At 70.3% G+C, this 13,790-nt stretch carries 14 protein-coding genes; 10 read left to right on the plus strand and 4 right to left on the minus strand.

The features are described from left to right. Window positions 1-594, plus strand: a 594-nt coding sequence (locus MRY84_RS20530; protein ID WP_291507532.1) for a TIGR03915 family putative DNA repair protein, incomplete at its 5' end; no start/stop codon positions are given. A gap of 92 nt (window positions 595-686) precedes the next feature. Here the strand turns inward: MRY84_RS20530 and MRY84_RS20535 are convergent. Together MRY84_RS20535 and MRY84_RS20540 are read right to left on the minus strand one after the other, a co-directional pair. After that, window positions 687-1,703, minus strand: a complete 1,017-nt coding sequence (locus MRY84_RS20535; protein ID WP_291507533.1) for a pyridoxamine 5'-phosphate oxidase family protein — start codon at window positions 1,701-1,703, stop codon at window positions 687-689. Continuing rightward, complete coding sequence (locus MRY84_RS20540) at window positions 1,700-2,350, minus strand: glutathione S-transferase family protein (protein ID WP_291507534.1); 651 nt, start codon at window positions 2,348-2,350, stop codon at window positions 1,700-1,702. Before MRY84_RS20540 ends, MRY84_RS20535 begins: the two co-directional genes overlap by 4 nt. A 106-nt stretch (window positions 2,351-2,456) precedes the next feature. On the opposite strand from MRY84_RS20540, the gene MRY84_RS20545 reads away from it, so the two are divergent. The 3 genes from MRY84_RS20545 (at window position 2,457) to MRY84_RS20555 (ending at window position 6,037) form a co-directional block, all read left to right on the plus strand. Then, entirely contained in the window at window positions 2,457-3,392 is a 936-nt protein-coding gene (locus MRY84_RS20545; protein WP_291507535.1) for a LysR substrate-binding domain-containing protein, read from the plus strand. A gap of 181 nt (window positions 3,393-3,573) precedes the next feature. Continuing rightward, on the plus strand, window positions 3,574-5,073 hold the full coding sequence (locus tag MRY84_RS20550; RefSeq protein ID WP_291507536.1) for a M20 family metallopeptidase: 1,500 nt from the start codon (window positions 3,574-3,576) through the stop codon (window positions 5,071-5,073). Between the two features lie 91 nt (window positions 5,074-5,164). Next, the gene (locus MRY84_RS20555) at window positions 5,165-6,037 is read left to right on the plus strand and encodes an alpha/beta hydrolase (protein WP_291507537.1); all 873 of its coding nucleotides are present in this window, start codon (window positions 5,165-5,167) and stop codon (window positions 6,035-6,037) included. Between the two features lie 192 nt (window positions 6,038-6,229). On the opposite strand, the gene MRY84_RS20560 is transcribed toward MRY84_RS20555, so the two are convergent. Continuing rightward, window positions 6,230-7,414 (minus strand): MFS transporter, encoded by a 1,185-nt coding sequence (locus MRY84_RS20560; protein WP_291507538.1) that lies wholly within the window; start codon window positions 7,412-7,414, stop codon window positions 6,230-6,232. A 218-nt stretch (window positions 7,415-7,632) separates the two neighbouring features. Here MRY84_RS20560 and MRY84_RS20565 point away from each other — a divergent pair, with 218 nt between their 5' ends. From MRY84_RS20565 to ubiD, 6 genes are all read left to right on the plus strand, one after another. Further along, window positions 7,633-8,685: a peptidase U32 family protein gene (locus MRY84_RS20565; protein WP_291507539.1), complete on the plus strand. Its 1,053-nt coding sequence runs from the start codon at window positions 7,633-7,635 to the stop codon at window positions 8,683-8,685. A 133-nt stretch (window positions 8,686-8,818) separates the two neighbouring features. Beyond that, window positions 8,819-9,769: a U32 family peptidase gene (locus MRY84_RS20570; RefSeq protein WP_291507540.1), complete on the plus strand. Its 951-nt coding sequence runs from the start codon at window positions 8,819-8,821 to the stop codon at window positions 9,767-9,769. A gap of 93 nt (window positions 9,770-9,862) precedes the next feature. Continuing rightward, on the plus strand, window positions 9,863-10,402 hold the full coding sequence (locus tag MRY84_RS20575; RefSeq protein ID WP_291507541.1) for an SCP2 sterol-binding domain-containing protein: 540 nt from the start codon (window positions 9,863-9,865) through the stop codon (window positions 10,400-10,402). Next, the gene (locus MRY84_RS20580; RefSeq protein WP_291507542.1) at window positions 10,399-10,824 is read left to right on the plus strand and encodes a putative zinc-binding protein; all 426 of its coding nucleotides are present in this window, start codon (window positions 10,399-10,401) and stop codon (window positions 10,822-10,824) included. The genes MRY84_RS20575 and MRY84_RS20580 overlap by 4 nt, the downstream gene beginning before the upstream one ends. Continuing rightward, window positions 10,817-11,425: a UbiX family flavin prenyltransferase gene (locus MRY84_RS20585; RefSeq protein WP_291507543.1), complete on the plus strand. Its 609-nt coding sequence runs from the start codon at window positions 10,817-10,819 to the stop codon at window positions 11,423-11,425. Before MRY84_RS20580 ends, MRY84_RS20585 begins: the two co-directional genes overlap by 8 nt. 175 nt (window positions 11,426-11,600) lie before the next feature. Further along, window positions 11,601-13,088: a 4-hydroxy-3-polyprenylbenzoate decarboxylase gene (ubiD, locus tag MRY84_RS20590; protein WP_291507544.1), complete on the plus strand. Its 1,488-nt coding sequence runs from the start codon at window positions 11,601-11,603 to the stop codon at window positions 13,086-13,088. Window positions 13,089-13,234: 146 nt separating this feature from the next. On the opposite strand, the gene MRY84_RS20595 is transcribed toward ubiD, so the two are convergent. Beyond that, window positions 13,235-13,790 (minus strand): DNA-3-methyladenine glycosylase (locus tag MRY84_RS20595; protein ID WP_291507545.1); only part of this gene is annotated, 556 nt, incomplete at its 5' end.

Here is a 13,790-nt window from a genome sequence, read left to right on the forward strand (position 1 = left end):
CTGCTCTGGCGCATGGCGCAGGGGGGCTCTGAAGCCGAAGCCGCGCGGCACGACCCACTGGACGCCGACCGCATGTTGGCCCACCACATGGCTCGCGCCGTGGCGCGCGACATGCACAAGATGCACGCCTTTGTGCGTTTTCGCCCGGTGGTCGAGCCCGATGGGCAAACCGTCCACATGGCCTGGTTCGAGCCCGACCACTACATCACCTTGGCCAACGCGGGCTTCTTCATCCGCCGCTTCACGCAGATGCACTGGGCCATCCTCACCCCCGACGCCAGCGTGCGCTGGGACGGCCAGCAGCTGCACACCGGGCCCGGCGCGCAGCGCAGCGATGCCCCGCCGCCCGACGCGGGCGAGGCGCTGTGGCTCACCTACTACCGCCACATCTTCAACCCCGCGCGGCTCAAGATGGGCATGATGAAAAAGGAGATGCCCACGCGCTACTGGCACAACCTGCCCGAGGCCGCGCTCATCACCGAGCTGGCCCAGACCGCGCACGAGCGCAACGCGCAGATGGTGGCGGCCGGGCCCACCACGCCGCGCAAGGCGATTGCGCCGCTGCGCCCAGACCGGTCCAGGGATCGAGGTTGAGCCGGGCGCGAATGGGGCTGTACTGGCATACCCGGTCGGGCTGAGCCTGTCGAAGCCTTGCGTGGCGCTGCGGCAAGCCCCGCATGAGCGGTTCAAGCGGGCGGGTGCCGCCCCTCCACTCCCGCCGCCTGCCGCATCGCACTGAACTGCGGCGCAGGCTGCGCAGCCGTCCACCGCCAGGGCAGCGCCTGGGCGCGCCACACGCCAGAGAGCACCTGAAGCCGCAGCACACGCTGTGCGCCGGGCCAGGGCGCGCGGTCGGCCTCGTCCCAGCGCAGCTCTGCGCGCGCGGCCACGTGCAGCAAGCCGCCGTGGTCATAGTCCACCCACAGCAGCCCCGCCAGCGGGTGCAGCGCGAGGTTGCCCAGGGTGTTGAAAAACAGGTTGCCCGGGTAGTCGGGCAGCGACAGCACCACGCCTTGGGGCGTGTGCTCCACACGCACAAAGCCGGGCTCGCCGCCGCGGTGCGACACGTCCACCCCATCGCTGCGTTCGGCGCCCGGGCGCGGCGCCGAGGCGCTGGCAATGAACAGCGTGTCGCTGCGCGCCACCAGCGCCAGCGCCGCCGCATCCAGCTGCGGACCCAGAACCTGCGCGGAGGCGGGCGGTGCCACCACGGCGTGCAGCCCGGGCTCGCGCGCCTGGATGTACTTGGGGCAGTTGCCAAAGCTCTGCACCACGTCCACCACCAGCCCCGTCGCGCCGAACGCGGCCATGCGCCCGTTCATGCGGTTGCGGCGGCGGGTGTGCGGTTCCAGGCCCAGCACGCCCACCGGGGCGCCGGTGCCCTGCGCAGCCAGCGCGGCCAGCGCCGGGTCGGCCACCACGGACGCCCCGGGCGCCCCAGGTGCCACGGCAATCTGCATGCGACGGGCATCGGGCGTGTGCACAAAGCCGGGGGGCCCGGCCACCATGGTGGCCCAGGGCTGGCCGTGGGCGTCGAGCGCGCCCAGCAGCAGCGTGGGCAGCTTCTCGAACAGCTCGCGGTGCTGGTCGGGCATGTGGTCGCGCAGCACCTGGGGGCCGATGGCGGCCATGCGTTCGCGCACGCCAAGGCGCTCTTGCAGCGCCTGCTCGCCCGCGTGGAAGGCCAGGGCGGCCGTCGTCATGCGGTCTCCTGCGCGGGCGGCGCCAGCGTGTCGGCCAGCGGCACGTAGCCCGGCAGCGCCTGCAGCCGAGCCACCCAGGCGCCAATGCGCGGGTACTCCGCCATGGGCAGGCCCGCGATGTGGGCCTGCGAGGTGTAGCTGACCATGGCGATGTCGGCCAGGGTGGGCTCGGCGCCGCCCATCAGCCAGGTGCGGCCCTGCAATTCGCCTTCCATGTAGTCGAGCAGGCGCTTGCCGGTGGCCAGGGCACCCTCGCGGTCGGGCACGGGCCGGCCGGCCAGCGTGGCATAGCGCGGTGTGGCCACACCGGGCACCAGCAGGCCCGCCGCGAGGCAGAACCAGCGCTGCAGCCGGGACTGGCCCACGGGGTCCTGCGGCATCCAGGCGCTGCCGGGGGCGTAGCGCTGCACCAGGTACACCAGGATGCCGTTGCTGTCGCTCAGCACCGTGTCACCATCCACCAGCACCGGCACCTGGCCCAGCGGGTTCAACGCCAGGAACGAGGGAGTGCGGTGCGCGCCCTTGCGCAGGTCCAGGTTGACCAGTTCGCAAGGCAGGCCCAGCAGGGACAGCATCAGTTCCACCCGATGGCAGTGGCCGGAAACGGGCATGCGGTAGAGCGTGAAGGCGTGGGCAGGTGTGGGCATGGAAGGGCTTTCTGAAAAAGAAATACACAGTGCCGCGACCTTAGCTATTGCGCGCCACGGCGTTAATAGCCATAGTCCGCCTTTCAAAATTGCACGAATTGCAACAATGGACCACCTGGACAACCTGCGCGGCTTTGTGGCCGTGGCCGACGCGGGCGGCTTTGCGGCGGCGGCGCGGCGCCTGGGCTGCTCGGCGGCGGCCGTGACGCGCGCCATTGCGGCGCTGGAAGCGCGCCTGGGTGTGCTGCTGTTCCAGCGCAGCACCCGCCTGGTGCGGCTGACCGAAGCGGGCGAGCGCTTTCTGGCCGACTGCCGCCGCATCCTGAACGACCTGGCCGAGGCCGAGCAGGCCGCCAGCGGCGCGCAGGCCGAGGCGCAGGGCCTGCTCTCCATCACCGCGCCACAGATGTTCGGCACCGTGCATGTGGCGCCCATCGTGCAGGGCTTTGTGCAGGCCCAGCCGCGCGTGCAGGTGCGCACCCTCTTCGTCAACCGGCTGGTGCACCTGCTGGACGAGGGCATGGACGTGGCGATCCGCATCGCGCCACTGCCGGACTCGGGCCTCACTGCCGTGCAGGTGGGGGCGCTGCGGCGGCTGGTGGTGGCCTCGCCAGCGTACCTGGCGCAGCATGGCGAGCCCCGCCACCCTGGCGAGCTGACCGGACACCGCGCCATCGGCTTCGCGTTTGACGCGCGTGCGCCCTCGCCCTGGAAGTTCAAGGACGGGGCGCTGGGCCAGCCGCAGTTTGCGTGGATCAGCAACAGCAACGAGGTGGACATTGCCGCCGCCGAAGCCGGCGTGGGCCTCACGCGCTGCCTGGCCTACCAGGCCGCCGCCAGCCTGCGCGCGGGGCGCCTGCGCGTGGTGCTGGCCGAGCACGAACTGCCGCCCGTGCCCGTGCACATCGTCTACCCGGCAGGGCGGCGTGCGCCCGCCAAGGTCCGGGCCTTTGTGGCGTTTGCGCGCGAGCAGCTGGCGCGCGAGCCGGTGCTGCAGGGCCGGGGTCTCGGGCCTGTGGCACGCAGCCGAAACATTGAATGAAAATGCCTTCCAGCGCTTATCTGCAAATCGCGACAAGCTATGCTATTGATAGCAATCTGCCAATCCCAGGAAGCGGCTGAAGGTTCTGCGCCGGGGCATGGCGCGGCCAGGGGCGTTGTGTTGGAATGGCGGATCCCCGGCCAGCGCGCCGGCATTTTGGTTTTTTCAGGAGACTGTGCCCATGAACGCCCGTGTTCCCACCCAAGTCCTGCAGCCGGCGCTGGCCCTTGAACGGGTGAGCCAGGCCTGGGACGACGACATTGTTCGCCAACTCACCGACTACATCGCCATCCCTGCCAAGTCGCCCATGTTTTCGCCCGACTGGGCCGAGCAGGGCCTGCTGGACGCCGTGGTGCGCAACGCCGCCGCGTGGGTCGAATCGCAAAAGGTCGAAGGCCTGACGCTCGAAGTCGTGCGCCTCGAAGGCCGCACGCCTGTGCTGTTCTTCGAGATCGACGCGACCCAGCCCGGCGCCACCGACACCGTATTGATGTACGGCCATCTGGACAAGCAGCCCGAATTCAGCGGCTGGCGCAACGACCTCGGCCCCTGGACGCCCAAGTACGAGGACGGCAAGCTCTACGGCCGCGGCGGCGCCGACGACGGCTACGCGGTCTACGCCAGCATCGCCGCCGTGCAGGAACTCAAGCGGCAGGGCGTTGCGCACCCGCGCATCGTCGGCCTGATCGAGACCTGCGAAGAAAGCGGCTCGCGCGACCTGCTGCCCTACATCGATGCGCTGAAGCCCCGCATGGGCAACGTGGCGCTGGTGGTGTGCCTGGACTCGGGCGCGGGCAACTACGACCAGCTGTGGCTCACCACCAGCCTGCGCGGCATGGCCACGGGCACGCTCAAGGTCGAGATCCTGACCGAGGGCATCCACTCGGGCGACGCCTCGGGCCTGGTGCCCTCGTCGTTCCGCATCATGCGCCAGGTGCTGGACCGCCTGGAAGATAGCAAGACCGGCCGTCTGCTGCCCGAGAGCTTCCACTGCGAGGTGCCCGCCGACCGCCTGGCGCAAGCCCGCGCCACGGCCGCCATCCTGGGCGAAGAGGTGTACAAGCGCTTCCCCTGGGCGCACTACGACTGCGGCGGCGCCACCACCTTCGCGCTGCCCACCACCACCGACCCGGTCCAGGCCCTGCTCAAGCGCACCTGGGAGCCCACGCTCAGCGTGACCGGCGCCGAAGGCTTCCCGGCCCTGCAGGACGCAGGCAACGTGCTGCGCCCCTACACCGCCTTCAAGCTCAGCCTGCGCCTGCCGCCCCTGGTGGACGCCGCCGCCGCTGTGCAGGAGCTCAAAGCCCTGCTCGAAGACAACGCGCCCTACCAGGCCAAGGTCACCTTCCAGGGCACGAGCGGCGCCACGGGCTGGAATGCGCCCAGCACCACGCCATGGTTCGAAGATGCGCTCAATGCCGCATCGCAGGCGCACTTCGGCGCGCCCTGTGGCCATATCGGCCAGGGAGGCACCATCCCGCTTATGAACATGCTGAGCGAAGGCTTTCCCACGGCGCAGATGATGGTCTGCGGCGTGCTGGGCCCCAAGAGCAACGCGCACGGCCCCAACGAGTTCCTGCACGTGCCGTATGCCAAGAAGCTCACCGCCGCCGTGGCGCAGGTGATTGCCGGCATGGCCCAGCACCAGGCCGCAGCGACCACCGCCGAGACTGCCTCCTGAGGACGCTGGCGGCCCGGCGCCGTTTGTTGGTAGGTGATTGGCAGCCTGCCGGGTATGCTGCGGATCATCCCCGCTGACAGCACCGCTGCCCATGACCGCCGACGAACTCGCCCCCTCCACCCTGACCACCTTCACCGCCAGCGATGGCGAGAACCTGGCCGTGCAGGACTGGCCCCTGCCCGAGGGCGAGCCCTGCCGGGGCACCGTGCTGCTGGTGCACGGCCTGGGCGAGCACGTGGGCCGCTACGACCACGTGGCGCGCCGGCTCAACGACTGGGGCTTTGCCGTGCGGGGCTATGACCAGTACGGCCATGGCGAATCCGGCGGTCCGCGGGGCGGGCTCACGTCGGACCAGCGCCTGCTGGACGACCTGGGCGACCTGGTGGATGCCACCCGCGCGCGCATGCCTGCCGGCCACCCGCTGGTCCTGCTGGGGCACAGCATGGGCGGCCTGGTGGCAGCACGCTTTGTGGCCCTGCACCTGCGGCCGGTGGATGCGCTGGTGCTCTCGTCGCCCGCACTGGACCCAGGCCTCAACGCCGTGCAAAAGCTGCTGGTGGCCACGCTGCCCCGCATCGCACCCAACTTGCGCGTGGGCAATGGGCTCGATGCGCAGTACCTCTCGCATGACCCTGCCGTGGCGGCGGCCTACCTGGCCGATCCGCTGTGCCATGACCGCATCAGCGCCCGCCTGGCCCGCTTCATCGCCGAGGGCGGCCCGGCCACCGTCGCCCGCGCCGCGCACTGGAGCGTGCCCACCTTGCTGATGTGGGCGGGCAGCGACCGGCTGGTCAACCCGGCGGGTAGCCGCGCGTTTGCCGCCGCTGCGCCCAAGGCACGGATGCACGCGCACTGCTTTGAGCCGCTGTACCACGAGCTGTTCAACGAAAGCCCGGAACTGGCCGGCCCGGTATTTGAAATGCTGCAGCGGTGGCTGATGCAACACTGCCCAGTGCGGGGCTGAAGCGCCCGGCCGCTACTTTCTTTCTTTGAACGAAATCTGGCCCCGGCGCTTATTCCGCAAGCGTCAGTAGCTACCCTTTTGATAGCAAATGGTTTGGCATCTTCGCGCTGAAAAAAAGCGTGAGGGCTGAGCCCCGCCGACAAGGCGGGTGCGGCCGGCCCCCCGCCCGGGCCGCACCGGCGCCAAGCGCCGTCAGGCCTGCGCCGCCGCCCGGCGGCGCTGCAGCGCCAGCCACATCAGGGCCACACCCGTCACCGCAATCGGCACCAGCGAGCCCGCGTTCAGCAGCGTCCAGCCCTGGGTGGTAACCAGTACGCCCGATGAAAACGCACTGAGCGCGAGCGTGGCATACACGCAGAAGTTGATGGCCGCCTGGGCGCGGTCCTTTTCCTCGGGCCGATAGGCCGTGAGCGAGAGCGTGGTGGAGCCGGTGAACAGGAAGTTCCAGCCGACGCCCAGCAAGAAGAGCGCAATGCCGAAGTGGTGCAGCTCCACGCCCATCAGCGCCACCACCACGCAGGCGAAGTTGAGCAGTACGCCCACGCCCATGATGGGCAGCACGCCAAAGCGCTTGATCAGGTGGCCGGTGACAAAGCCCGGCGCGAACATGCCGATCACGTGCCACTCCAGCACCAGGGCCGAGGCACTGAAGTCGAACCCGCAGACCTGCATGGCCAGCGGCGTGGCGGCCATCAGCAGGTTCATCACGCCGTAGCCCAGCGCCGCGCCCAGGATGGCTACGACAAAGGCAGGCTGGCGCATCAGCTCGCCCAGGGGCCGGCCGCGCGCCACCTCGCCCGCGGCGTTGAGTACGGGCGGCTGGGCTTCGAAGCGGATGGCGGCCATGCAGGCCATGCCCAGCAGCGCCACCGCCACCAGCGCGATGTAGGCGCCGGCAAACGGCACCGGGAAGAGCGTGCGCGTGGCGCTGGCGAGGTTGGGGCCCGCCACCGCGCCCAGCAGGCCGCCAGCCAGCACCAGCGACACGGCCTTTTCGCGGTAGTCGGGCGCCGACAGCTCGGCGGCGGCAAACCGGTACAGGCCGCCGTTGGCGCTGTAGTAGCCCGCCACCACGGTGGCCGCACACAGCAGCCAGAAGTCGCCCCGGAAGGCCGCCCAGGCGCACAGCGCCGCCGAGCCCGCGCCCACGGCCAGCCCGATCTGGAACGACACCTTGCGCCCCCACAGCGTCTGCGAGCGCGCCACCAGCGGCGTGGCCAGCGCGCCACCCACCACGTAGCCCATCACGGGCAGCGTGGCCATCCAGCCGAACGGCGCCAGCTGCAGCCCCACGAGGCCGTTGATGGCGATGAAGACAACGTTGTTGGTGAGGAAGAGGCCCTGGCACAGGGCAAGCAACCACAGGTTTCTGTTCACGGCAGGGCAGCTCCAAGGGGACCGAAGGACCGGGCGCGCGGGGCGTGCCGGCAGTGGGGAAAAGCAAGGCCGGATGCGCGACATCAAAAGCCGACTGCTTTGCTCTGGAATTATGCAGCGCGGTTGATGAAGATCAGCGGGGGCGCGCGGCCACGTCATTAAGGTCGCGTCCAATGCCTGGCCTCGCATTCCGGGGGCCGGCCTTGGACGCCCAAAAAATGCACACCCCGACCCCTGCCGAGGCGCCACCCGCCGCCGCCAACGCCACCACGCTCGAACTCGTCTGCCCCGCCGGCAGCCTGCCCGCCCTGAAAGCCGCCGTGGACCATGGCGCAAGTTGCGTCTACCTGGGCCTGCGCGACGCCACCAACGCCCGCAATTTTGCGGGCTTGAATTTCGACGAGGCCGCCATTGCCAGCGGCATTGCCTACGCGCACCAGCGCGGCTGCAAGGTGTTCCTGGCGCTCAACACCTACCCGCAGGCGGGCAACCCCGGGCCGTGGCGCAGCGCGCTGGACAAGGCCGCCGCGCTGGGCGTGGACGCCGTGATCCTGGCCGACCCCGGCCTCATGCAATACGCCGTGCAGCACCATCCGCGGCTGCGGCTGCACCTGTCGGTGCAGGGCTCGGCCACGAACCACGAGGCCATCAACTTCTATCGCGAGCAGTTTGGCATCGTGCGCGCCGTGCTGCCGCGCGTGCTGTCGCTGGAGCAGGTGCGGCAGGTGATTGACCGCACGCCCGTGGAGATCGAGGTCTTCGGCTTCGGCAGCCTGTGCGTGATGGTGGAGGGCCGTTGCGCGCTGTCCTCATACGCCACGGGCGAATCGCCCAACACCCACGGCGTGTGCTCGCCCGCCAAGGCCGTGCGCTGGCAAGAGACGCCCCGCGGCCTGGAGTCGCGCCTGAACGGCATCCTCATCGACCGCTACGCACCCGGCGAGAACGCGGGCTACCCCACGCTGTGCAAGGGCCGTTTCGACGTGGGCGACGACGAGAACTACTACGCCATCGAGGAGCCCACCAGCCTCAATACCCTGGAACTGCTGCCCCAGCTGCTGAAGATGGGCGTGCGCGCCATCAAGATTGAAGGCCGCCAGCGCAGCCCCGCGTATGTGGCGCAGGTCACGCAGGTGTGGCGCGAGGCCATCGACCAGTGCCTGGCCAGCCCGCACCGCTTTGCACCCAAGACGCACTGGATGGCGCGGCTGGACCAGGTGGCGGAGGGGCAACAGCACACGCTGGGGGCTTACCACCGCCCTTGGAAGTGATGTGCCATCCCCCTGAGCCGCCGCGCGGCTTGGCGGCCCTTGCGCGGCGGGCGCTGGCCTGGTCCGCGCCCGGTTCAGGCCAAGCGCCCCGCTCAACGCCCGGGATTCCGCAATGCAACCCCAAACCCGCACCATGAAACTCTCCCTTGGCCCCCTGCTGTACTACTGGCCCCGCAACACCGTGTTTGCCTTCTACGAAGCCATGGCGGCCACACCGGTCGACGTGGTCTACCTGGGCGAGACCGTGTGCTCGCGCCGGCATGAGCTGCGGCTGGCCGACTGGCTGGCGCTGGCCGGCATGCTGCACGACGCGGGCAAGGAGGTGGTGCTCAGCACACAGGTGCTGATCGAGTCCACGGCCGAGGTGGGCACGCTGCACAAGCTCACGGCGCAGGCCGAGTTCGCGGTAGAGGCCAACGACATGGGTGCGGTGCACTGCCTCACGCGCCAGGGCGAGGGGCGCAGGCCGTTTGTCGCCGGGCCGCACCTGAACCTGTACAACGCCGACGCGCTGCGCTGGATGGCCGGCCTGGGCGCGCGCCGCTGGGTGATGCCGTTGGAGATGTCGCAGCAGGCGCTGGCCGCCGTGCTGGCCGAGCGGCCGCAGGACCTGGAGACCGAAGTCTTCGCCTACGGCCGCATGCCGCTGGCGCACTCGGCACGGTGCTTCACGGCGCGCCACCGCAACCTGCCCAAGGACGACTGCCAGTTCAGCTGCCTGCAGCACCCCGACGGCCTGGCTTTGCGCACGCGCGAAGCCGAAGGGTTCCTGGTGCTCAACGGCACGCAGACCCTGTCGGCCCGCGTGTACAACCTGGCGAGCGAAGTGCCGGCCATGCGCGCGCTGGGCGTGGATGTGCTGCGGCTGAGCCCGCAGTCCGAGCACATGCACGACATCATTGCCGCCTTCGACGAAGCCCGCCGCGCGCCGCAACCCGGCGGCAGCGACGCGGTGGAGCGCATGCAGGCCTTCATGCCCGACGCACCCTGCAACGGCTACTGGAGGGGCCGGCCCGGGCTGGAGCAGGTGCCTGCCACCGCCGGCCCCGTGACCGCCACCACACGCGCCACGACACCCGCGTAAACGGGCCGTGCCCACCGCCCCGCCCACACATCCGCCCACCTCCCGTTGGCCCGCCCACCAGCCCTCGCGCCAGCGTCCAACCCATCTGCCGCCATGAACCTGTCGTCCCCTGCCGCTCCACCGAATCCCCTGCAGCTGCCCGCGCCCGTGGGCGCCCTGCTGTCGCGCCTGCCGGCCTATCCCGGCTCAATGCTGCTGGTGGCCGCGCTCAACCTGGCGCTGGCGCGCCACCTGCCCGCCGACGTGGGCCGCCTGCTGCAGCACAAGCGCATGCGCGTGCAGGTGCGCGACGCGCGCGTCGCGTTTGACTTTGCCTGGAACGGCCAGCGCTTTGTGCCGCACACGCCCCCGCTGGCGCCCGCCGTGGCCGACGTGACGCTGAGCGCCACCGCGCACGACTTCCTGCTGCTCGCGCAGCGCCAGCAGGACCCGGACACGCTGTTCTTCAGCCGCCGCCTGTCCATGGAAGGCGACACGGAACTCGGCCTGGTGGTGAAGAACGCGCTCGATGCCATCGAGCTGCCGGTACTCGACCCGCGGCAGTGGAAGCACGCACTGGCCCCGCGCACGGTGCTGGGCCACCTGCGCCAGCGCCTGGAGGCTGCCGCGCCCCGTCGCCCCCACGGAGGATGAATCCCATGCCCGCCGATCCGAACCATCCCCTCGTGTATTCCTGCTCGGGCTGCTCCAGCGCCGCGCAGCTGGCCAACCACGTCGCGCTGCAGCTGGACCGGCGCGGCGTGGCCGAGATGTCCTGCATTGCGGGCGTGGGCGGCGATGTGCCGCACCTCATGAAGACCGTGCGCTCGGGCCGCCCCATCATCGCGCTGGACGGCTGCCCGCTGGTGTGCGTGAAGAGCACGCTCGCGCGCCACGGCATCGACGCCGACCGGCACTACCAGCTGCAGCAGTACGGCGTGAAGAAGCGCGCGCACGAAGACTTCGACCACTTGCAGGCCGCCCTGGTGCTGGAACAGGTGGAGGCTGACCAGCTGGCGCGGCCGCTGACACGCCCCGCGCACCAGCCTTCGGCCGAGGAGCCCTCTCATGGCTGACGCACCCCGCACCCGCCGCGTGATCGTGGCCATCTCGGGCGCCAGCGGCGCGGTGTATGGCGCGCGCCTGCTCCAGGTGCTGCAGGGCCAGCCGGGGGTGGAAACGCACCTCGTCGTGTCGGACGCAGGCTGGCGCAACCTGCAGCACGAGCTGGACATGGACCGCCCCGCGGTGGAAGCGCTGGCACACCGCGTGCACGACGCGGCCAACGTGGGCGCGGCCATTGCCAGCGGCTCGTTCCAGTGCCACGCGATGGTGGTGGCGCCGTGCTCCATGCGCACGCTGGCGGCCATAGCGCATGGCCTGGCCGACAACCTGCTCACCCGCGCGGCCGATGTGGCGCTCAAGGAGCGCCGTCGCTTGGTGCTGATGGTGCGCGAGTCGCCCCTGCACCTCACCCACCTGCGCAACATGGTGGCGGTGACGGAGATGGGCGGCATCGTCTGCCCGCCGCTGCCCGCGTTCTACCTGCGCCCCACCAGCGTCGGCGACATCGTGGACTACAGCGTGGCCCGCGTGCTCGACCTCATCGACCTGCCGCACGACATGGCCCCGCGCTGGGAGGGGCTGGACATGCCCGGCGCGCAACTTGCTCCTTGATGGATAGCTGCTTGCGCCTATCAGATAAGCGCTGGAGGCCGATTTCACTCAAATCTGCTCGTACCGGCACCGCTGTAAGCCATCGGCTGGCCACGCCCATCCCCACCCTCACCCGTTCGGGCGGAGCCTGTCGAAGCCAGGGCGCTCAGCGCAACCCCCCTTTTTCGGCCCTTCCATGCCCTACACCGACCTGCGCGACTTCATCACCCAGCTCGAAGCCACGGGGGACCTGCGCCGCGTGCACGAACCCGTTTCGCCCCACCTGGAGATGACCGCGCTGAGCGACCGCGTGCTGCACGCAGGCGGCCCCGCGCTGCTGTTCACCCAGCCCACCGGCCACCGCATGCCCGTGCTCACCAACCTGTTTGGCACGCCGGCCCGCGTGGCCCGCGCCATGGGCGTGCCCGACCTCTGCGGCGTGCGCACCCTGGGCGAGGTGCTGGCCATGCTCAAGGAACCCGAGGCACCCAAGGGTTTCAAGGACATGCTCGCCATGGGGCAGCTGCTCAAGACCCTGTGGAACATGGCACCGCACACCGTGGGCCGGGGCGCCCCGTGCCAGCAGGAGGTGTGGGAGGGGCCGGACGTGGACCTCTCGCGATTGCCCGTGCAGCACTGCTGGCCCGGCGATGTGGCCCCGCTCATCACCTGGGGCCTGACCATCACGCGCGGCCCGCGCAAGGCCCGGCAGAACCTGGGCATCTACCGACAGCAGGTGCTCTCGCGCAACCAGGTCATCGTGCGGTGGCTGGCCCACCGGGGCGGCGCGCTGGACTTTGCCGACCACTGCGCCGCCCATCCCGGCCAGCCCTACCCCGTGGCCGTGGCGCTGGGGGCCGACCCGGCCACGCTGCTGGGCGCCGTGACGCCCGTGCCCGATGCATTGAGCGAGTACCAGTTCGCGGGCCTGCTGCGCGGCGCGCGCACCGAAGTCACGCCTGCGCTGGGCGTGCCGCTGCAAGTGCCGGCCACCGCCGAGATCGTGCTCGAAGGCCACATCCAGCCCGACGCCCAGCACCCCAGCGGCTGGCAGCACGCGCTGGAAGGGCCCTACGGCGACCACACGGGCTACTACAACGAATGCGCCGAGTTCCCCGTGCTCACCGTGGACCGCATCACGATGCGCCGGGATCCGATCTACCACAGCACCTACACCGGCAAACCGCCCGACGAGCCCGCCGTGCTCGGCCTGGCGATGAACGAGCTGTTCATCCCGCTCTTGCAAAAGCAGTTTCCCGAGATCGTGGACTTCTACCTGCCGCCCGAAGGCTGCAGCTATCGCATGGCGGTGGTCAGCATCAAGAAGGCCTACGCCGGCCACGCGCGCCGCGTGATGATGGGCGTGTGGAGCCACCTGCGCCAGTTCATGTACACCAAGTTCATCGTGGTGGTGGACGACGACGTGGACGTGCGCGACTGGAAGGACGTGGTCTGGGCCATCACCACCCGCATGGACCCGGCGCGCGACACGCTGATGGTGGAGCACACGCCCATCGACTACCTGGACTTTGCCTCGCCCGTGAGCGGCCTGGGCAGCAAGATGGGCATGGACGCCACCCACAAATGGCCGGGCGAGACGCAGCGCGAATGGGGGCGGCCGATGCGCATGGACGAGGCGGCCGCTGCGCGCGCAGAGCAGCTGATGGCGGCGCTGGGGCCGTAGAAAGGCGCCGCATCCGTGCGCGCGCGGATGGAGGATGGATTCAGCCGCTTTGGATTTGAAACACAACCGTTCGGGCTGAGCCTGTCGGAGCTCCACGCCGCGCTTCAACAAGCTCGGCGTGAACGGTTCGGGGGGCTCAGCCCGAGTCAGTAGCCCGGCTTGGCGCGGCGCGGCGTTCCCGTTTCAGACTTCACACCTGTCTCTGCCGTCGCCACCGTTGCCACCGCCACGCCCTGCGGTGCGTCGGCAAACCCCCGGCTCAGGTAGCGCGAGCCCCGCAGCCCGAACCGCCAGGGCACATCCACCGCCTTGCTGATGCCGATGCGCGGGCCGGCCACCACGTCGATGGCCTGTGCGTCCGCAGCCGGGGCGCCGCCCGGTTCCAGCAGCGCGAACGGGGGCAGGTCCAGCGGCCGCCCGTTGAAGCTGGCATCGATGCCCAGCGCCTGCGCCAGCCGCCCCGGCCCGGCGCACAGCAGGCGCGGGTCCTGCAGCCCCCGCCGCGCGCGCATGGCGTCGATGCCGTGCGTGGGCTCCAGCGCCCGCAGCAGCACGCCCGCGCCGTGGCCCGCTTCACGGCACACTGTGTTGATGCACCAGTGCAGGCCATAGGACCGGTAGACATACGCGCAGCCCGGCGGGCCGAACATGGCGGCGTTGCGCGCCGTCGGCCCGCCAAAGGTATGCGAGGCCGGGTCTGTC

The organism is Acidovorax sp. (assembly GCF_022763525.1).
In the GTDB taxonomy this organism is placed as follows: Bacteria; Pseudomonadota; Gammaproteobacteria; order Burkholderiales; family Burkholderiaceae_C; genus Acidovorax.